This window comes from Ardenticatenales bacterium (assembly GCA_020634515.1).
Classification (GTDB): Bacteria; Chloroflexota; Anaerolineae; order Promineifilales; family Promineifilaceae; genus JAGVTM01.
The window spans coordinates 508,965-528,440 of record JACKBL010000003.1 but is presented as its reverse complement, the minus strand read 5'-3'; the positions used below and the strand labels follow the sequence as shown (position 1 = coordinate 528,440).

Annotated in this window: 14 protein-coding genes; 8 read left to right on the top strand and 6 right to left on the bottom strand. The window is 60.0% G+C overall.

Going from position 1 to position 19,476, the window contains the following annotated elements:
- Window positions 1-37: 37 nt before the first annotated feature.
- From H6650_11010 to H6650_10995, 4 genes are all read left to right on the top strand, one after another.
- On the top strand, window positions 38-1,840 hold the full coding sequence (locus H6650_11010; GenBank protein MCB8952532.1) for a hypothetical protein: 1,803 nt from the start codon (window positions 38-40) through the stop codon (window positions 1,838-1,840).
- 641 nt (window positions 1,841-2,481) lie between these two features.
- Window positions 2,482-4,299 carry an ABC transporter ATP-binding protein gene (locus tag H6650_11005; protein MCB8952531.1) on the top strand — a complete coding sequence of 606 codons (1,818 nt, stop codon included), beginning with the start codon at window positions 2,482-2,484 and terminating at the stop codon, window positions 4,297-4,299.
- The gene (locus H6650_11000) at window positions 4,292-6,172 is read left to right on the top strand and encodes an ABC transporter ATP-binding protein (protein ID MCB8952530.1); all 1,881 of its coding nucleotides are present in this window, start codon (window positions 4,292-4,294) and stop codon (window positions 6,170-6,172) included. The genes H6650_11005 and H6650_11000 overlap by 8 nt, the downstream gene beginning before the upstream one ends.
- A 178-nt stretch (window positions 6,173-6,350) precedes the next feature.
- The gene (locus H6650_10995; protein ID MCB8952529.1) at window positions 6,351-8,084 is read left to right on the top strand and encodes a Rieske (2Fe-2S) protein; all 1,734 of its coding nucleotides are present in this window, start codon (window positions 6,351-6,353) and stop codon (window positions 8,082-8,084) included.
- 66 nt (window positions 8,085-8,150) lie between these two features.
- Here the strand turns inward: H6650_10995 and H6650_10990 are convergent, their stop codons facing one another.
- From H6650_10990 to H6650_10980, 3 genes are all read right to left on the bottom strand, one after another.
- Window positions 8,151-9,134 carry an HD domain-containing protein gene (locus H6650_10990; protein ID MCB8952528.1) on the bottom strand — a complete coding sequence of 328 codons (984 nt, stop codon included), beginning with the start codon at window positions 9,132-9,134 and terminating at the stop codon, window positions 8,151-8,153.
- A gap of 72 nt (window positions 9,135-9,206) precedes the next feature.
- Window positions 9,207-9,911 (bottom strand): SDR family oxidoreductase, encoded by a 705-nt coding sequence (locus tag H6650_10985; protein ID MCB8952527.1) that lies wholly within the window; start codon window positions 9,909-9,911, stop codon window positions 9,207-9,209.
- Between the two features lie 3 nt (window positions 9,912-9,914).
- A complete protein-coding gene (locus H6650_10980; GenBank protein MCB8952526.1) occupies window positions 9,915-11,189 on the bottom strand; it encodes an MFS transporter in 1,275 nt (424 codons plus the stop codon).
- A 257-nt stretch (window positions 11,190-11,446) separates the two neighbouring features.
- Here H6650_10980 and H6650_10975 point away from each other — a divergent pair, with 257 nt between their 5' ends.
- Window positions 11,447-13,141: a PPC domain-containing protein gene (locus tag H6650_10975; protein ID MCB8952525.1), complete on the top strand. Its 1,695-nt coding sequence runs from the start codon at window positions 11,447-11,449 to the stop codon at window positions 13,139-13,141.
- Between the two features lie 184 nt (window positions 13,142-13,325).
- Here the strand turns inward: H6650_10975 and H6650_10970 are convergent, their stop codons facing one another.
- Window positions 13,326-13,973 (bottom strand): sulfite oxidase-like oxidoreductase, encoded by a 648-nt coding sequence (locus H6650_10970; GenBank protein MCB8952524.1) that lies wholly within the window; start codon window positions 13,971-13,973, stop codon window positions 13,326-13,328.
- Window positions 13,974-14,470: 497 nt separating this feature from the next.
- On the opposite strand from H6650_10970, the gene H6650_10965 reads away from it, so the two are divergent.
- Window positions 14,471-15,649, top strand: coding sequence for an MFS transporter (locus H6650_10965; GenBank protein ID MCB8952523.1), 1,179 nt, complete (start codon window positions 14,471-14,473; stop codon window positions 15,647-15,649).
- Between the two features lie 24 nt (window positions 15,650-15,673).
- Here H6650_10965 and purB read toward each other — a convergent pair whose 3' ends face one another.
- Both purB and H6650_10955 read right to left on the bottom strand, forming a co-directional pair.
- The gene (gene purB / locus H6650_10960; protein ID MCB8952522.1) at window positions 15,674-17,071 is read right to left on the bottom strand and encodes an adenylosuccinate lyase; all 1,398 of its coding nucleotides are present in this window, start codon (window positions 17,069-17,071) and stop codon (window positions 15,674-15,676) included.
- 107 nt (window positions 17,072-17,178) lie between these two features.
- Window positions 17,179-17,412, bottom strand: coding sequence for a hypothetical protein (locus H6650_10955; GenBank protein ID MCB8952521.1), 234 nt, complete (start codon window positions 17,410-17,412; stop codon window positions 17,179-17,181).
- On the opposite strand from H6650_10955, the gene H6650_10950 reads away from it, so the two are divergent.
- Window positions 17,411-17,683 (top strand): hypothetical protein, encoded by a 273-nt coding sequence (locus H6650_10950; GenBank protein MCB8952520.1) that lies wholly within the window; start codon window positions 17,411-17,413, stop codon window positions 17,681-17,683. The genes H6650_10955 and H6650_10950 overlap by 2 nt on opposite strands.
- Window positions 17,684-18,098: 415 nt before the next feature.
- Complete coding sequence (locus tag H6650_10945) at window positions 18,099-19,367, top strand: dienelactone hydrolase family protein (GenBank protein MCB8952519.1); 1,269 nt, start codon at window positions 18,099-18,101, stop codon at window positions 19,365-19,367.
- The last annotated feature ends 109 nt before the right edge of the window (window positions 19,368-19,476 follow it).

Genomic DNA, 19,476 nt, shown 5'->3' with positions numbered 1-19,476 from the left:
TCCGGCGATTAATCCTTTACCAAAAGCAGGATGCCCTATGAACAGTGACGTGCCTCAGATTGAGAACCGCCTTACGACCTCCCTGCCCGCTCACGTTAAAAAAACGCTGCGGGCTATGTTTCCCGACTATCGTCGAATCGTCGTCAAATCCGAATTCCAAAGCGGCCTTAGCGGCGGGCGCGTCTTTCTGATTCGGCCTATTCAACACAACGGACCAGAACTGCCGGGAGTTGTCAAAATCGATTACCATGAACGTATCAAACGTGAATGGCTTGCCTATCAAAAGTATATCCGCAACAAACTACCGCGTGTTGCCGAGATTCGAGATGAGCCTGTTTATTTACCCGGTACGTCATGGGGCGGCTTATGGTATCCTTTGGCCGGCGCAGGCGCTTTCGAAATCACCAGTTTGCGTCGTTTCCTCTCCCAGGAAGCCATAAATAACGGACAAGAGACCCTGGCAAACAGCGTGTTCAAAAGTCTCCACACCCTCTGGCGGCAAAATAGCGTTCAACCCGAATTCGATTTTCAAGCACACTATAACGATTTTCTCCCCGTCAATTTATCCATTGAGGTCGCTACTCCTCCCCAGGGGACACAGTTACGCTGGCTGCATCCCGACACGACATCTCAAACCTGTTATACAGGTGAGTACGTTCAGATTTCCGGTTTCCAGGTCGTTAACGTGTCCCGCGCGAAGCACCGGATCACGCTGGATATCCCCCCTACTTTGCCTGGCGCTTATCGTCTACACCTTTCTCCTGTTGACGTGACGCAATATGAAATGGGGGAAATCGTGAACGAACCGTTTATTGGCAAGATCCAGGCAACTCGCGGGGAACAATTGCATCGACAAGTCACGGATGCGCTTGGCGAACAGGCTGATTTAACTTCTCCGGTCCTGGTGCTGCCTGATGGAGAAACGCTGCCCAACCCACTTCGAACGTGGACCGACAGCCTCAATCAGTCACGCGACGTGTATGTTGCCGGCATTCATGGCGACATGAATCTGGAAAATATACTCATCGAGATGGATAGTGGCGTTGCCTACCTGATCGATTTTGCCAAATCGCGGCAGGATCATGTGCTGCGCGACTTGTTGCACCTGGAAATGGCCGTTGTCACGGAGATGATGTCCCAGGCTTTTTCCGAGGCAGCACTGTCACCGGAAAAAATCTGCGCTTTCTATCAACGGTTGCATTGCGCCATGTCATACCCTGACCAGATCACCCCCCTTCCTGGTTTGGAAAAACCGTTCACGATTCTCCTGACCATTCGCCAGGCTGCCGCCGATTATTTGTTCACGCGAGACGATTGGACAGAGTATTATCATGGCCTTACCCTCTACCTGATGGGCGCCCTGAAATTTCCGCACCTGGATAGGTTGCCCACCGCCCCCCTCCCTAAGCAATTGGCCTTTTGGGGAGCCGCCGTATCACGGAAGTTGCTGCAAGCGTCAACTCCCTGTAACCAATACATGTCCAACACGCCAATCGGGCAAAACGATCCCGCCTCTACAGAACGGCGCGATATTTCTCCCGGTCCTCTCCCTCCAGGTGCGCCTGATGCCGGCACAATCCCCCCAGTTTCGTACCCATCCAATGATCTGTTTTCTGGCTACCGACGCGGCCTGGCGTACCTGCTAGAACAGATGGGGCGGCAGCACCCGCGTTATCACGAAGCGCTGCAATATCAGCAGCGGCTAAACGAAAGTCTCGCGCGCACGAAACGCTTTGGCGACACGGAAACGCGCCGGGCCGAACGGTCCGAGATCGTTTCTTATCTCAATGAACTGACGCTGACCGTTCTGAATCGGTCTTTCAACGAGCTTTGGCAGTGAAAGGAGAATCCAATTCCCCATATCCATACTGTTTGACATAGCACCTGCCAGCGAGTAAAATTTCCATAATGGTTAGATAATTGTCGAACAACCTGGAGGTTCGTAGATGGACTCTCGCCTGATGTTCCATCAAGTTCCATGCGGTTACGGGACGCAGCATCTGGCAAACCGACAGCGCGTGTCTCTGGTTGTCTCTGGCACTGCATCATCGCCAGTAAGCTAAAGCGGTCATTGGAATTCGGCTCTCCCCGCCCCGCATGTTCGATGAAACCATGCGGGGCTTTTTTATTGCCGGCATGCCCCGCGAGCGCCGAAATTGAGCTTCCCCAAAAAAACAAAAAACGGCGCAAGCCAAAGAGCCACGCCGTTTCTACAAGTATACTCACATTGTACCACAAATCGCCCCATCGCAAAATGACCTAAAGTCTAGTTTACATCACTGCTCTTTCTCGTTATGCTGCTTATTCCGTAGTAACGACGAGTCAAACCCGCAATAGTGGATGGCCCTATGGCCCCAAAGGAGCAGCAATCGTAAGGCAACGGTGGCGCAAGTGGCGGGCGCGCGCCCGTTTGCGCGTAATGGCACGCGCTACAATCAATTGGACATTCATCAAAATTCTCTACCGCGGAGGAAGGCGCTTATGACCAGACGACTTGGCATTTACAGCCGCTTGCTCAATTATCTTCGCCCTTACTGGAAACAGGTGCTGCTGGCCTATGGCGGAATGCTCTCGGCTACGCTGCTGAATCTGTTCGTACCGCAAATTATCAAAGACGCGATTGACCGGGGGGTGAATGCCGGCATTTCTCGTCCCCTCTTCATTGCCGGCAGCATCATCCTGGCCATCGCCCTCGTGCGCGCCATCGCCGGCTTCTGCGAACTCTTCTTCGGCGAATGGCTCACCCACCGCGTCGCCTACGACCTGCGCAACCAATACTACGACCGCGTGCAAAACCTCCCCTTCGCCTTTCACGACCAATCCCACACCGGCGACCTCATGAGCCGCGCCACCAGCGACATCGGCGAAACCGAACGATTCGTCGGCGTCGGCCTCATGGGACTCTTCTCCACCACCCTCATGCTCATCGGCGTCATCATCGCCATGTTCCTCGAAAGCGGACAACTCGCCCTCCTCGCCCTCCTACCCATGCCCATCCTCATCTACGCCACCCTCCGTTTTGGCCATATCGTGCGCGGCATGTCCAAGACCGTCCAGGCCCAGGTAGGAACCATCTCCAAAACCATGCAAGAAAGCCTCACCGGCATTCGCGTCGTCAAAGCCTTTGCCCGCGAACCCTACGAACTGCAAAAATTCGACAAAGAAAACGGCCAATGGTTTTCTGATCGCTACAGCCTCATCCTGCAATGGGCCAACCACTGGCCCTTCTTCACCTTCCTCGTCGCCGCCAGCATCTTCCTCCTCCTCTGGTTCGGCGGCCCGCGCGCCCTGGCCGGCGACATCACCGTCGGCACGCTTTTTGCCCTCATCTCCTACGTCCTCATGCTCAACGGCCCCGTCCAGCGGCTTGGCTTTCTCGTCAACCTGGCGGCCTCCGCCGGCGCCAGCGCCTCCCGCGTCTTCGAGATTGTGGACACTCCCAACGAAGTCGGCGACCGACCCGACGCCGCCACGCTCACCCAGGTCCAGGGAGCCGTCACCTTTGATCGCGTCAGCTTCGGCTACCGTGACGACCAGCGCATTCTGCACGAGGTTTCCTTCCACGCCGCCCCCGGCCAGACCATCGCCCTCATTGGCCCCACCGGTTCCGGCAAATCCACCATCACCAACCTCATTCCCCGCTTCTACGAGCCAAGTCATGGGCGCATCCTCGTTGACGACCACGACGTGCGGCACATCACGGCGCACAGCCTGCGCCAGCACATCGGCATCGTGCTGCAAGAGCCGTTCCTCTTTAGCCAGAGCATCGCCGAGAACATCGCCTATGGCAAGCCGCACGCATCGCCGGAGGAGATTGTCGCCGCGGCACGGGCGGCGCGCGCCCATGATTTCATCAGTGAGTTCCCAGAGGGGTACGATACGCGCGTGGGCGAGCGTGGCGTCACCGTCAGCGGCGGTCAAAAGCAGCGCATCGCCATCGCCCGTGCCCTCCTCGCCGATCCGCGCATCCTTATTCTCGACGACTCCACCAGCAGCGTGGACACGGAGACGGAACACCTGATTCAGCAGGCGCTGAACACCCTCATGGAAGACCGCACCACATTCATCATTGCCCAACGCCTGCTCACGCTGAAAAATGCCGACTGCATTCTGGTGCTGGATGGCGGGCGCATTGTGCAGCGGGGCACGCACGACGAACTGCTGCGGCAGGAGGGGCTGTACCGCGAGATTTACGACCTGCAGCTACGCGACCAGGAAGCGTTTGTGGCGCTGCAAGGGCGCATGGCGATGATGGCGAGCAGCGAGCAGCAAAGTATAGGAAGGGAAGGAAATGTTTAGGACAAGAAACACGGATGACGAAGAGCGACTGCGCCGCGAGGCGCGCGTCAAAGATTTGCTGCCCGATGAAAGAGACGAGGACATTCTGGGCAAGGCGTACGACAGCCGATTGACGGCCCGCCTCCTGCGCTACAACCTGCCCTACGGCCGGCGCTGGATTCTGGCGCTGGTCTTGATGATGGCGACCGCACTGTTTAGCGTCGCCGGGCCATGGCTCATTGGCCGCGCCATCGATGACGGCGTGCGCGCGGGGGATTGGCAGCAGTTGCGCTATTGGACATTGGTATTCGTGATGGTGGCTCTGGCGGAATGGATCACCAACCGTTTTCGCGTGGCAATAATGGGATACGTGGGGACGCGCGTGGTGGCGGACATTCGCAGTGAACTGTTCCGCCATCTGCACCGTCTGTCGTTGAACTTCTACAACAATTACAGCGTGGGCCGCCTCATGAGTCGCCTGCTCAGCGACGTGGACGTGCTGCAAGATTTCATCACCTGGTCGATTACGGGGTTGGTGCGAGCGGTGTTCACGCTGGTGGGCATCATCATCGCTATGCTGGCGCTCAACTGGAAGCTGGCGCTGGTGGCCTTTGCCGTCCTGCCCCTGATGATTGCCCTCACGAACTACTGGCGCGTGCGCGTGCGCCAGGTCTATCGCGCCACACGGACCCGGCTGTCATTGATTAACGGCTATCTCAACGAATCCATCACGGGGATTCGGGTGACGAAGAGCTTCACCCGCGAGGAACGCAACGCCCGCTATTTTGATGATCTCAACCACTCCTATTTTGACGCTAACGTGAACGCTTCCCGGCTCACGGCGGTTTTCTTCCCCGGCGTGGACTTCATGGGGTCTTTTGCCACGGCGTTGGTCATTGGCGTGGGTGGGCTGTTGGTCATTGGCAGCTCGCTTACGGCAGGCACGCTGATCGCGTTTGTGCTGTACGTGGAGCGGTTCTTTGAGCCGGTGCGTGAACTGGCGCGCCGCTACAACTCTTTTCAATCAACGATGGCCGCCAGCGAGCGCATGTTCCGTCTGTTGGATACGGAACCTGATCTGGTGGATGCGGTGGATGCTTATGAAATGCCGGCAATTTCCGGCCACGTCCAATTCGATCACGTCAGCTTTGGCTACAAAGAAGATGAACCCATCCTGCAAGACTTCAACCTGACCACGCAGCCGGGGCAGCGCATTGCCCTCGTGGGCGAGACAGGCGCGGGCAAAAGCACCGTCATCCGTCTCCTGTCCCGCTTTTTTGACGTGCGGGATGGGGCTATCCGCATTGATGGTCACGACATCCGGGAAGTCACTGCCGCCAGCCTGCGCACGCAGTTGGGCATTGTGCTGCAAGACACCTTCCTCTTCTCCGGCACGATCCTGGACAACATCCGCTATGGGCGGTTGGAGGCCACGGATGCGGAAGCCGTGACCGCGGCCAAAGCCGTAGGCGCGCACGCCTTCATCAGCCGCATGCCTGATGGCTACGATACGGAAGTCGGCGAGAACGGCGTCAATCTGAGCGTGGGGCAGCGGCAGCTTGTTTCCTTTGCGCGCGCGCTGTTGGCGGATCCGCGCATCCTCATTCTGGACGAGGCCACCAGCAGCGTGGACACGACCACGGAGAAGGTCATTGAGCAGGCACTAGATCGGCTGATGGCCGGGCGCACCAGCTTCGTCATTGCCCATCGCTTGAGCACCATTGTCAATGCGGACCAGATTGTGGTGATGGATCATGGTCGCATTGTGGAGTTGGGCACGCATGAGGCGTTGCTGCGGCGGCGCGGGCGCTACTACAACCTGTACACGATGCAGTGGGCGGCGCAGACCGCGGAACAACCCATTCTGGCGGGAGCGAACGGGCAACAACATTAGGCGCGGCGCACTTCCCAGACTGGAGCCGTTTGCAAAAACGGCTCCAGTCTCCCGCCCCCTGTCCCTTCGTACAGGTTCCCCCATGTCCCTGCGGCGGATGCGGTCGGGACCGATTCATGCTATCCTGAGCCAACCATCAACTGACAACCATTAACCATTAACTCCTCAGGAATTTGCCATGACTTCTCACCACTTTGTTCGCGCTGCTTCGCTGGCTGACGTGCGAGAGCAGGGTATTTTGACGACCCAGGTAGACGGCCACACCGTGGCTATTTTCAACACCAGCGAGGGCATTTTTGCCGTGGATAATCGCTGCCCGCATATGGGGTTTCCGCTGGACCGGGGGACCGTGCAGGATGGTATTCTCACCTGTTACTGGCATTACGCCCGGTTCGACATGAAGAGCGGCGGTACATTTGATCTTTTTGCCGACGATGCCCGCGTTTTCCCTGTGGAAGTTCGGGATGAGGCGGTGTGGGTGGACGTGCGCGCGCGCGCGAATTCCCACGCCCATCAGGAAGAGCGGCTGCGCGTGGGCCTGGAGCGGGATTTGCCGCTGGTGATTGCCAAGTCGGTGCTGACGCTGTTGGGGGATGGGGCGGATTGGCGCCGCGCCGTCGCCCCTTTTCGCATTGGTCTGGATTTTGGGGCGCGCTATCGCCAGGGGGGCTGGGGGCAGGGGTTGACGATTCTCACGTGTATGATGAATTTATTGCCGGCATTGCCGCCTGAAGACCGCCCCCGTGCCCTGTATCAAGGGCTGTCGGCGGTGGCCGCGGATAGCTTTAACCACCCACCGCGCTTCGTCGTGCGCCCGCTACCGGGCGAGCGTGTGGACGTGGGCACGCTGAAGCGCTGGTTTCGCCAGTTTGTGGAGGTGCGGGACGACGAGGGGGCGGAGCGGTGCATCATCTCCGCTATTCGCGCGGGCGCAGACCAGGCGCAGATGGCGGATATGCTGTTCGCGGCGGCCACGGACCACCGCTACATCCAGATCGGGCACGTGTTGGATTTTACGAACAAGGCGCTGGAGGCGTTGGACGTGGCCGGCTGGGATATGGCGGAGCAGGTGCTGCCCAGTCTGGCTACCAATTTCGCGCGCGCCAGCCGCATGGAGGAGGCGAATGCGTGGCGCAATCCGGTGGACCTGATTGCGATCCTGGAGGCGGCGTTCGCGGAGATGCCAGGGGCATTGTCACAAGGGCAGGCGAACCGGGGACATTGGGCGGGAGAGGCGGCGCTGCTGGCTGTTTTGCTGCAAGATGATCCGCGAGCCATTGCGGATGGCCTGTTGGCGGCGTTGGCGGACGGGGCGACGGAAGTGGCGTTGGCGGCGGTGGTGAGTCACGCGGCGGCGCTGCGTATTGCCCGGTTCCATACGAGTAATGAGTTTGGTGACTGGGATACCGCTTTGCATACGTTTACGTTTGCGAACGGGGTGGAACAGGGACTGCGGCGCGCGCCGTCCGTGGAATTGCTGCGCGGGGTGTTTGACGCGGCGATGAGTGTGTATCTGGATCGTTTTTTGAATATCCCGCCGGCGCGGCTGCCGCGGGTGGGTGATGCGGGCGGGGTTTTGTTGGAGGAGATGCCGGCACTACTCAATCAACAGCAGCAGGTGAATAATGCCGGCACAACCGTCGCCCAATTCCTCTATCAAGACGGCGACCCGGCCCAACTGCGCGCCATGCTGGGCAAACTCCTCCTCCGCGAAGACCGCGACTTCCATACCATCCAGGCCATCGAAGCCGCCTGCAAACAATCCACCCTCCTGCCCCCAGCCGCCGCCGCCCACGCCCTCATCGCCGCCGCCCGTTACCTGGCCGCCCACGCCCCCACCGTGCGCGCCCAGGGGCAGACCTATCAGATTGCCAATCGCCTGCATCGGGGCGAGAAGCTGTTTGAGGGATAAGCACCACCTGCCTTCCCGGAAGCTATTTCGACGCGAGATGCCATGAATCGAGCTTCCGGGAAGGTCTCATTGCGGGATCACGCGCATGGGCCACTTGCCCTGCTTCCGCGCCAGGTAAGCACGCCGCCGCGCCGCAAAGTCGGCATCCAGCGCGGAGAGGGGCAGAAGCTGCCCATTTTGCCACACATCCGGGTCAATGGTTCGGATTTTGGTGCTGATAGTAAAACTGGGAGCAGCCTCGTCCCGGATAAAACGTGTGCCCGGGTGGACCAGGCACAACAGGTCTTGCAGCGGGGCGTCCTGGCTTTCCTGCATCCGTGCCCAGACCACCTCATCCGTGAGCCAGAAATCGTCTTCCGTCAGCACCCCCACCTCCAGCGCCCGCCGAATGGCCCGCGCCGTCAGCTCATACAGCCCTACCTCCCGAAAGTCAGCCCAACTGCAATTGTCGGCCATCATGTACACGTCCGCCAACCAGCGGGCAACGCCCACATCATCCACGGCCACCCGCCCGTCGCGCACGACCAGATGGTCCAGTGCCCGGTGTACCTGCGCCGTTGTCGCCAGGCCCAGGTCCTGGGAATCCCGCAGACAGTAATCAAGTCGATCGGCGCATAGGGCGGGAGCCGACTGCTCCAGCAAGGGAAAAGCCGCCTCATCCATAAAATCGCGCCAATCGCGGCCCCATTGCGCCAGTAGTTGCGGTAGGTCGCTGCGCGCCACAAACGCTTCCTTTACCTCTTCGTGGTAGCTTTGGCCGTCATGGTTATCGAAGACGTAGTCAATGACGTGGCTGAAGGCGGTGTGGCTGATGTCGTGCAGCAGGGCGGCGATCTGTTCGTCGAGGGAGCCCCCGAGCCGCCGCACCAGCAGCATCACGCCCACGGAATGGTCGAAGCGCGTGATCGGTGTGGTGATGCGCAGCAGGCCGGTGATGCCGTGTTGCAGTACGCCGCGCAGCCGCTGCACCGCGGCCGATTGCAGGAGCGCGAGCAGAATTGGTTCGTTGAGTTCTACCTGTCCGTAAACGGGATCGTGAATGGTTGACATAGCGGGTCTTCCCGGCGTTACCGTTCCTTCAAACTGACGATGCAATTCCGTACTTCATTTCATCGTCAGCTCTTACCAGGAGATGGGGCGGCGGTCGCGGAAGAACTGACCGCTGGGGCCGTCATCGGGCAGCAGCGCCAGCCAGACGGCCGTGTCGGCTCCTTCGGCAATGGAGCGGGGCGCGCCGGGACCGCCCATCTCGGTGCGTACCCAGCCCGGACACATGGCGTTGACCAGAATTCTCGCGCTCCGTAGCTCATCCGCGAGGATGCGTGTGTGCAGGTTGAGAATGATTTTGGAGAGGCTGTAGGCGGGGTAGCTGGAGCCGAGGTTGCCCAGTTCCCCGTAGCCGCTGGAGACGTTGACGATGCGCCCGTGCCCGCTTTTGCGGAGCAGGGGGACGAGCGCCTGGCAGAGCATGAGGGGACCGAAGGCGTTTGTGTCCAGGGTACGTTGCAGTACGTCCATGTCCAGGGTGAGGAGGGAGTGGTGGTTGTCGATGTAGATGCCGGCATTATTCACCAAAATGTGCAGCCGTCCGTAAAATTGGGTGACAAACGTCGCTAGCCGGGCAATGCTCCGCGCGTCCGTCACATCCAGTTGGTGAAACGCGACATCCAACCCCTCAGCCGCCAACGTTTCTCGCGCGGCCTCTCCTTTGACTGTATCCCGGCTGGTGAGGACCACACGAACGCCTTGCTGCGCCAGTTGCCGGCATATCTCCAACCCAATCCCCCGATTTGCTCCCGTAACAACCGCAATCCTGTCTTTCATCATTATTCAGGCCGGTAAATGAGTGGTGCGCGGCGAGAGGATCCGCCAGATCGTGAGCGTGAGCAGCAGCAGCCCAAACCCCAGGCCGATGCTGCTTACCAACCTGATGCCGCCGCCGGCGAAAATGAGACCGGAACTGAGACTGGCCGCGCCGCCCATCAACCCTACCACCGTCTCGCTGGCGCCTTGCGTGCGCCCCCGTTCCGCCGGCGCCAACTGGCTGGCGAGGAGAGAAGAGCCGGCGATGTAGCAGAAGTTCCAGCCCAGGCCTAGCAGGAACAGCGCCACAACCAGAGGAACGATCTGCGGCGAGATGGGGGCGATGAGGCTGGAGAGGAGCAACAGCAACGTGCCGCAGGCAATGATGGCGAACTGGCCGAAGCGTTCAATTAACCAGCCGGTGACGCTGGAGAGACCAAACATACCCAGCGTATGCGCCATGATCACCCCGGAGATGGCCTCGCGGGAGTGGTCGAAGTGACTCATGTGTACGGGGGTAATCACCATGAGCAGGCTCATGATGAACTGGCTGATGGCCATGGAGAGGACGGCCAACTGCGCTCTGCCGCCCCGGAATATCTCCAACAGGGGGCGCGCCTGCCGGTCGGATTGATCCGCCAGATCGGGAAGGGGGTAGGCGGCGGCTATTTGGCGACCAATTTGGAGGGGGTCGGGGCGCAGCAGGAGGAAGGTGATGAGCAGCCCGAGGGCGAAGAGGAGCGTGGCGGCCAGGAAGGGGCCGGCATTTTCCGGCAGGCCCCAGGCGGCGGCCAGTCGGGAGGTGGGGCCAACGAGTAGAGGACCGCCAATGGAGCCAATTGTGCCGGCAAAAACCACCAACCCAATCGCCCGTGCCTGTTCCGCCGGTGGCTGTACTTCCGCCGCCACATAACGCGCCTGATCCGCCCCGGCGCGCATCATGCCCATTAGCGCCGCCCCCGCCAGGAATCCCCACAGAGAGCCGTTGACAATGGCCGCCACGGAGACAAACGCCCCCAGCGTGCCCAACACAAACCCCAGCGACAGCCCGGAGCGCCGCCCCCAACGATCCATCAGCCAGCCGATGGGGTAGGCCATCAGGGCGCGGCTAATCAGCGTGACAGTGCTGGGCAGGCCCGCCGCTTGCTCATTGGCCGCCAGCGTGGAGGCGATGATGGGGGACAGGGTGAAAGCGGCAATAAAGGCCGCCGAGAATAGGCTCTGTCCAATGAACAAAGCGTTGATAATGCGGCGCGCGGTGGCGCGCAGGTCACTGGTTTCAGGCGGGGGTTGTCGCGTCATGGGGCGCAATGTTACCACAGATGCGTGAAAGGACAGCAGGAGTTTGGTCTTGCCGGGTAGGCGCGCGCCGGTCACTTCTTTTGGGTTCGTTCGAGAATTACTTTGGATTTTCCCACAAGTAAGAACCCTTCCAGCGCATCCGTCATTTCCAAATCTATTAACGGATGCGCCCTTATGGCCGCATGAGCATTTACCGTACTCGCGGCAAATGCTGGTATGATCGGGAAGAGAAGCGTACAATGGACAAGGACCGAGAAATGATGCGCATTCGTTCAACTACTGTTTTTGTTACTGCCACACTCATCATCGTCTCCGCCCTGTTGCTGATTGGTTGCCGCGAGGGGGGCGCGGAGAGTACGTTTGCCGGTTGGGCATCGGGGGGAACGCTGCCACCGTTGGTAAATCGCACCGAGACGTTGTCGCTGGCTGAACTGGCGCAAAATCCACGGGCTTATGCCGGCATCACCCTCCAACTCACCGGCCAATTCCACCGCGCCGCTCCGCTTGTCTGCTCCTCCGTCACCCGCCGCTCCCCCGCCGCCTGGCTGCTCAGCGACGGCCAGAACCAGATTGCCATGGGCGGCAGCTTCGACCAGTTGAGCCGTATCGCCCCCGATAACCTCACCATCACCGTTGTCGGGCGTTGGTGGGTGTGGCGCGGCCCCGTCGGCTGTGGCAAAAACCTCCCGGCGACCGAAGTCTGGTATCTCGACGTGAGCGAAATCGTGGCCCCCAACCCCCTCACCAACGCCACGCTGACGCCCACCGACGAGGAAATTGCCGCGCTGCCGCCCACACCCGTGCCGCCGGAAATCCCGCCGCCCCCATCAGAAACCGCGCTTCCCACCGCGGAGACCCCGCCGCCGGAAGCCACCCTGCCTTCCGACCTCAGCGATCTGCTCACTATCACACCTGATCTGGGCGGTTTTCCCACGCTGCCGCCCGACCTGGGGCTAGGGGATCTCGGCTTCACGCTCACGTTGGAGCTGCCCCCCGAACTGCTCACGCCACCCGTCTTTAGCGAAACGAAAACGGCCACGCCAACGCCATCGGGATCAGGAGGTGGCGCTGGCACGCCCACCATGACGACCACGCCCACGCCCACAACGGAACAGAAACAAACCGAGACGCCCACGCCCCCCGTTGGCCTGTCGCCCACGGCCACGGTCACGCCCACGCCAAACCCCAACAATACGCCTACGCCTACGGCGACAACGGGACCATCTCCTACGCCCACGCCCACGGCGACGACGGGACCATCCCCCACGCCTACGGCGACGGTGTCCGGCAACCTGGTAGACAAAGGCAGCCTGGAGGCGCAGGACCTGGTGATTGAGATATTGGCGGCGGGGTTGACGGATCAATGGTCTTTTGTCGTGGATAACACGGACGTGCTGACCATCAATGTTGATGCGCCTGTGGACATGAATATGGTTGTCACTGTGTTAGACGGCAATAATAATGTGATTAAGACACAGGATAACGCGACCGGCGGCGCTCCCGAAATCGTGGTTACGGAGTTGCCCGGTGCCGGCACTTATTTCATCCGCGTGAACGAGGCAACGGGTCAGTCAGGCAGCTACTCCATGATCTTGCAAGACAGCGGCGCCTACCCCTTCATTTTCCAGGGCACGCTCGTCTATGGCGATGCCGAATCCGCCTTGATAGTTCCAAATAGCGACCACTTCTGGCACTTCATGGGGAATCAAGGAGATAGCATCGCCATTCTCGTCGCTCCCAACGACAATGAGTCGGACGTCTTTTTCGAGTTGTTCGGTCCTGACGCCACCGACCTGTTGGGTGAACCGGTAGATGATGGCGGCGCGGGTGTGCCTGAATTCTTGATCAGCTTTACGCTGCCGGAAACAGGTTTCTACGCCATCCATGTGGGCGAGTACAACTTCGCGGCGGCGGATTATTCCATATCACTGGATTCTTTTTCCTTTCCATAACGCCCCGTCGCTATTGGACAGTCGGTAAAACAAAAACCTTAAAGGTCTTGGAGACCTTTAAGGTTTGGTCAATTGGCGGTACTTCATCCGCCTGATTATGCCGCATGGCGAATGGCCGTACGTTTATAGGCCAATTCGCCAGATAAACCGAACAAGACAGCGTCTTATTCGGCTGACGTGTGAATTACCAGCGGTAACTGAACCGCTGTTCTTGCCACGGGTCCGCCTCGTTGTTGTAACCATTGCGTTCCCAGAATCCCGGTTGGTCCGTGGCGCGGAATTCTAGCCCCCGTAGCCACTTGCCCCCCTTCCAAAAATAGGCCGTACGCGACTCGCTGCGGTCCGCGAAGCTGCCCACCACCACACGCAGCGGGTAGCCATGTTCCGGGTCCAGCGGCTTCCCATCAAAATGCGTCGCCAACAGCACATTGTCCATCAGCAGCAGATCCAACGGCGTGTTCGTCGTATACCCTTGCTCGCAGTGCTGAATCACAAATTTAGCATCCGGCTTTGGGCGCACAATGCCTTCGTCCACCAGCGTCTTTAGCGACACGCCTTCCCATAACGTGTCAAACTTCGACCAGCGCGTGACGCAGTGTATGTCCATCGTCACCTGTGTGCGTGGTAGTTGGTTGAATTCCGCCCAGTTCCACACTTTTTCTTCCTCAACCAGGCCAAAAATGCGAAAATTCCAGGTGTTGGGATTGAAGGGGGGAACTGTGCCGTAATGCAGCACGGGAAATTTCTGCGTTAGCGACTGCCCTGGGGGCAGGCGATTCTGCTCGCGGGCATCATCCTCTTGCTTACGGCGTTCAGTAATTCTCCGAAACATAAAAACGCTCCTTCACTGTTGAATCTTCCCGGAAGTTTTTTCGGACCAGCAGTGTCTCCTGACAGCTTCCGGGAAGGTGGTGGTGAATCGTCTGTTGCTGAATCTTCCCGGAAGCTAGATTGCGGGCCAGCAGTGCCTCCTGACAGCTTCCGGGAAGGTGGTGGTGAATCGTCTGTTGCTGAATCTTCCCGGAAGCTAGATTGCGGACCAGCAGTGCCTCCTGACAGCTTCCGGGAAGGTGGTGAATAGATACGGTTATTGTAGCAAAAGATATTGCGTAGGGCTTACGAGAACATAAGAGACCGATACAGTTTTGGCCGTGAAATGTGTACAATCCTGCCGGCAATCATGCCATGAAGAACGTCATTGCGCCACAGTTTCGTCATCTTACTCTGGAGATTGGATCAATTTCACGCACTCAACGACCCTTTTCACAAGATTGGTTTATTCTCCAAGAATGAACCAATCTGAATGAAACTTGATGATGGGAAGGTAGTATGCTCCGACAAAACAAGGCGTATGTGGCGGTGGCCCTGACGCACTTCACCGTGGATGTGTTGAACAACAGCCGCACGCTACTGATTGCCATTCTGGCGCTGAGCCTGGGGTTGAGCAACGCGCAGGTGGCCCTGGTGGCGCTGCTGTATAACGTGGGCAGCGCCGTGATGCAGCCCCTGTTTGGCTGGCTGGCGGATCGCTTTGGCGCGCGCTGGTTGGTGCTGGGGGGGATTGGCTGGATGATCCTGTTTTATGGGCTGGCGGCGTTGGCGGGGGATTGGCTGGCGCTGGTGGCGTTGACGGTGGCCGGCGTGGGGTCGGGGGCGTTCCATCCCACGGGGACGATGGTCGCCAGTCAGGCGAGCACGACGCGACGCACGCAGGCAACGGCTTACTTTTTCACGGCGGGGCAGTTAGGGTTGTTTTTGGGGCCGGTTTTTGCCGGCATTCTCCTCCAACTCCGCGGCCGTCCAGGTGTCATTCTCCTGCCCCTGCTGGCCCTCATCGTCTTCCTCCTCGACTGGCGCTGGCTCCCACCCACCGCGCCGCCCCACGGACACGACCATGCCTCATCCACCCCCGCCCGCACCCGCGCCGCGCCGCGCGGCTTTCTGGCGCTCCTCCTCTTCGTGATCATCATCAGCGCGAACACCGTGAGCATCTCCACCCTCACCTTCGCCCCCAAGCTGTTCACCGAGGCGGGTTACGCCGCCGGCTACGTGGGCTGGCTCACCGGCTTGTTCATGCTCGGGTCCGCCGTGGGCGGGATAGTGGGCGGCCACCTGGCGGATCGCCGGGGGGGCAAGTGGCCGATTCTGTTGGGGATGAGTGCCGGCATCCTCCCCGCCTACTTCTACATCCCCAATCACGGCATCGTCCAACTCCTCCTCCTCCTCCTGGCCGGCTTCTTTGTTGGCATGCCGCACAGCGTCCTCGTCATTCAAGTGCAATCCATGCTGCCGGGGCGGCAGGCACTGGCCTCCGGCCTCACCCTGGGCGTCATGTTCTTTGGCGGCTCCGTGGGCAGCACCGTCGTAGGCGCGTTGGCCGATCAGGTGGGCCTGGCGACTGCCCTGCAGCGCACGGCCTTTGTCCTGTTCGCCGCCCTGCTGGCCGCGCTGCTGTACCCGGCGCGGAAACGCGCTCCGGTCGTGGTCGCCGCATCCCCCCCATCCTAAGCCTTACCGGTCTCCGAAGACCTGTCAAGTTTCCACGATGGCTTGCGCCTGCTGCGCCAGGGCGCGGGCGCGGGCGGCGGCTGTGCCCGTATGGGCGGCGGCGGACATCAGGTCACGGATGGTGGCCGGCGGCAAATGGTCCGTGAAGCGGGCGTCCGCGGCCAACCGCTCCGCGAGCGGATTGGGCGCGCCCTGGCGGATGGCTTCCCATGCTGCCAGACTATGCTCGCGTAGCCACTCATGTCCCTCCTGGCGGCTAACGCCCGCGCCCACCAGCGCCATGAGGACGCGCTCCGTGGCGGCAAAGGGGCCGTAGATGTCCATGTTGCGGGCGATGGCCGCTTCGTCTACGTGCATCTGGGAAATGACGCGCGTCATGCGCCGCAGCATCTCGTCCGTGGCCAGGAAGGCTTCCGGTTGAAACAGGCGGCGATTGGCGGAGTCATCCAGGCTGCGCTCCAGAATGGCCTGGCTGGCGTTGTCCCAGGCCATGCTTACCGTTCCGGCCACGAAGCGGGCCAGGGAGCAGACGTTTTCCATGTTGATGGGGTTGCGTTTGAAGGGCATGGCGGAAGAGCCGACCTGCCGCGCGGCGAATGGCTCCGCCCACTCGCCAAAGGGGGGGGATTGTAACACACGGAAGTCGAAGGCCAGCTTGTGCAGCGAGGCGGCCAGCGCCGCCAGCGTCTGCTGCACGCGCAAATCCTGCTGGCGGGTGTAGGTCTGGGTGGTGATGGGGAAGGTGGGCAACGCCAGCCGGGACATGGCGCGCGCCTCCATTTCCGCCGCACTCATGCCGCTGCCCTGGAGGATTTCCACGAAGCTGGCCTGTGTGCCCACCGCGCCTTTGAAGCCTTTGCCTTTGATTCCTGCCTTGAGCGTTTGCAGGGCGGCGTAGTCGGCAAGCAGGTCTTGCGCATAGACAGCGAAGCGGTAGCCGAGGGTGGTGGGTTCGGCGGGTTGGATGTGGGTGAAGGCAAGGGTGGGCGTGCCGGCATATTGCTCGATTTTGGCGACCAGAGCCAGGAGAAGCTGCCGCAGTTGCGCGATGAGGAGGTGGGTGGCCTGGCGCAGGCGCAGGGCATTGACGTTGTCGTTGACGTCGGCGCTGGTAGCGCCCCAATGGATGACGCCGCCGCCGATGGGGCATTGTTCCGCGTAGCAGCGGATTTCGGCCATCACGTCGTGGCGCGTCTCTTGTTCGATAGCCAGGGCGCGGGGGATGTCGATGTCGTCGATGTGGGCCTGCAGGTCGGCAAGTTGGGCGGGGGTGACAATGCCGGCATCCTGCTGCGCTGCCGCCAATGCCACCCAAACCTGCCGCATCAAGCGCCGCTTGTGTTCCTCAGACCAGACGTGGCGCATCTCGTCGCTGCCGTAGCGCCAGGTGAGGGGGGAAATGAATGTATCGTGATTGAACATGGGCGTGGTGCGTGGCGAGTGGCGAGTGGTGAGTGGCGAGTGGCGAGTGGCGAGTGGCGAGTTCACTCGCAAACTCGCAGACTCGCAGACTCGCAGACTCGCAACCGCTACCGCTCGCGGGCGGCGACGCGGCTTTCGGCGATGGCGGTCACGAGGGCCGCCGCCAATTGCGTGGCTTGCTCCGGCGTGAGGAAGATGTTGGTCTCGTCCGCGATGAAGATCTTCTCGTTGGGTGGACAATCTTCCTCGAAGCAGATGCAGATATTGTCAGCAAACGCCTCGTCTGTTTCCTCGTAAAAGACTTCCACTTTCAAACTGTCGTCAAGTAACATGATAGGCATGGTCGTGACTCCTTCGAAAATAATCTTCCCGGAAGCTTCGTCACGGATGATGGCCCTGGGTAACAGCTTCCGGGAAGATGTTGTCAATGATGGTGGCGTGCCGCGGCGCATGAAGTCTCCTCTGCAAATAATCTTCCCGGAAGCTTCGTCACGGATGATGGCCCTGGGTAACAGCTTCCGGGAAGATGTTGTCATTGATGGTGGCGTGCCGCGGCGCATGAAGTCTCCTCTGCAAATAGTGGTCAGTTGGCAGTTTGCAGTTGACAATTGACTCTACTGAAAAAAGGCCCAAAACCGGGTTTTTACACATGAACCACTCTGGTAATTTCGGCCGGACACTCGAAAAACCCGGTTTTTTCAGTGAACTCACAATTGGTAGGAGCGCCGCGCGCAGGGGGGACTCCTTTGAAGATAACTTGTCGGGCAAGTTCTCAACGACTGTTGGTGAGTTTCTAGCCCCCTTGGTGGTCTTTGCTTTCACGGATCTGCTGCCATTTTCCGCGGATCGGGCCGCATACTACGCATTATTATAGCCGGGGTTTATGGGCATAACCAGATAGAACAGGTGCGCGATTCATGTTCGATACATAGACAATCATTGTGCAAAAATTGGAATCGTTTATAATGGAGATGTCGCCGCGATTGGGGCGGCGCCGATGATGTTTACATCCATACAGGAGTGAGCGATGAGCAGAAAACTGTCCTTGAGTATTCTCGTTGTGTTTGTCATGCTGTTTGCGGTGACGCTGGTGGCGGCGCAAACTGGACCGGTCGCTGAGCCGGAAATGCCGGCATTACCCCAAATTCCCGACCCCGCGCAACCAGGACCCTATGAGGTAGGCTGGCGGCTGATTACGGTAACGCGCCCCGACGCCACCACATTTGAAGCCTGGTTCTTCTATCCGGCAATTGCGACCGGCCCGGATCAACCCTACGACAGCAGCGGCGCGCCGTACGCGGCCATCTCGTTTGCCCATGGCTATCTGGCTCCGCCTTTGATCTACCAGGGTAATTACGAGCATCTGGTTTCCTGGGGCTATTTCCTGATTGCTTCCAAATCGGGTAGTGGTTTGTTCCCCTCGCATCCCGCGTTTGCCGATGATTTGCAATACACATTGACCTGGCTGGAAGATGAAAACGGGAACGCGGCTTCGGAACTGTACCAGCAGGTGGATACGGACCATTTTGGCCTGTCCGGGCACTCCATGGGCGGCGGGGTGAGTATCCTGGCGGCGGCGGAAGACCCGCGCGTGAAGGCGGTGATCAACCTGGCGGCGGCGAAGACGTTCCCCGATTCGGCGATTGTGGCCATGGAGAACATTCACGCGCCGATTGCGCTGTTGGGTGGCAGTGATGACTTCATCGCGCCCGTGGCGAATCACCAGCAGCCGATGTATGACAACGGCAATGCGCCGCGCCTGTTGGCGGTGCTGCAAGGGGGCGACCATTGCGCCTTTGCCAGTGGATTGGGGAATTGCGGCGGGGGGATGCCGGCAGAAACCCAACTCACGATCACCAACCGCTGGCTTACCGCCTTCTTTAACCTCTACCTGAAAGAGCAGCCCATCTACGCCTGGTACGTCTGGGGACCGATCATGACCTTTGACCCGCAAGTGACGACGCAGCATGACGCGGGCTTTGTCGTGGCCCCCTTCTTCCAGAACGACAGCGGCGGTCCCGGGCAAACCGTTAGCTACACGCTGACGCTGACCAATAACGGCGATGATCCCGCCGCCTTCAGCCTGTCGGCTTACCTGAACCAGTGGACCACCACCATCACGCCTGCCGTCACGCCCACGCTGTCCCCCGGCGAAAGCGCCACCATCACCGTGGACGTGCTCATCCCTGGCGCGCCGGGGACACTCAACGACAAGGCCCTCATCGTCGCCACCAACAACAACGATGGCCTCACGATTCAATATGGCCTGCTTGTGACGACCATTCCCACGCCGTAGGGAGTTTGCGGGTTTGCGAGTTTGCGAGTGGCGAGTTTGCGGGTTTGCGAGTGGCGAGTTTGCGGGTTTGCGAGTGGCGAGTTTGCGGGTTTGCGAGTGGCGAGTTTGC

Excerpts from the sequence above, each read along its gene's own strand:
- H6650_10990 (MCB8952528.1), bottom strand. The coding sequence starts at position 9,134 with ATGTCAACCATTCACGATCCCGTTTACGGACAGGTAGAACTCAACGAA.
- H6650_10995 (MCB8952529.1), top strand. The coding sequence starts at position 6,351 with ATGACTTCTCACCACTTTGTTCGCGCTGCTTCGCTGGCTGACGTGCGA.
- H6650_10980 (MCB8952526.1), bottom strand. The coding sequence starts at position 11,189 with ATGACGCGACAACCCCCGCCTGAAACCAGTGACCTGCGCGCCACCGCG.
- purB (MCB8952522.1), bottom strand. The coding sequence starts at position 17,071 with ATGTTCAATCACGATACATTCATTTCCCCCCTCACCTGGCGCTACGGC.
- H6650_11005 (MCB8952531.1), top strand. The coding sequence starts at position 2,482 with ATGACCAGACGACTTGGCATTTACAGCCGCTTGCTCAATTATCTTCGC.
- H6650_10965 (MCB8952523.1), top strand. The coding sequence starts at position 14,471 with ATGCTCCGACAAAACAAGGCGTATGTGGCGGTGGCCCTGACGCACTTC.
- H6650_11000 (MCB8952530.1), top strand. The coding sequence starts at position 4,292 with ATGTTTAGGACAAGAAACACGGATGACGAAGAGCGACTGCGCCGCGAG.
- H6650_10950 (MCB8952520.1), top strand. The coding sequence starts at position 17,411 with ATGGTCGTGACTCCTTCGAAAATAATCTTCCCGGAAGCTTCGTCACGG.
- H6650_10970 (MCB8952524.1), bottom strand. The coding sequence starts at position 13,973 with ATGTTTCGGAGAATTACTGAACGCCGTAAGCAAGAGGATGATGCCCGC.
- H6650_10955 (MCB8952521.1), bottom strand. The coding sequence starts at position 17,412 with ATGCCTATCATGTTACTTGACGACAGTTTGAAAGTGGAAGTCTTTTAC.
- H6650_10985 (MCB8952527.1), bottom strand. The coding sequence starts at position 9,911 with ATGATGAAAGACAGGATTGCGGTTGTTACGGGAGCAAATCGGGGGATT.
- H6650_10975 (MCB8952525.1), top strand. The coding sequence starts at position 11,447 with ATGATGCGCATTCGTTCAACTACTGTTTTTGTTACTGCCACACTCATC.
- H6650_11010 (MCB8952532.1), top strand. The coding sequence starts at position 38 with ATGAACAGTGACGTGCCTCAGATTGAGAACCGCCTTACGACCTCCCTG.
- H6650_10945 (MCB8952519.1), top strand. The coding sequence starts at position 18,099 with ATGAGCAGAAAACTGTCCTTGAGTATTCTCGTTGTGTTTGTCATGCTG.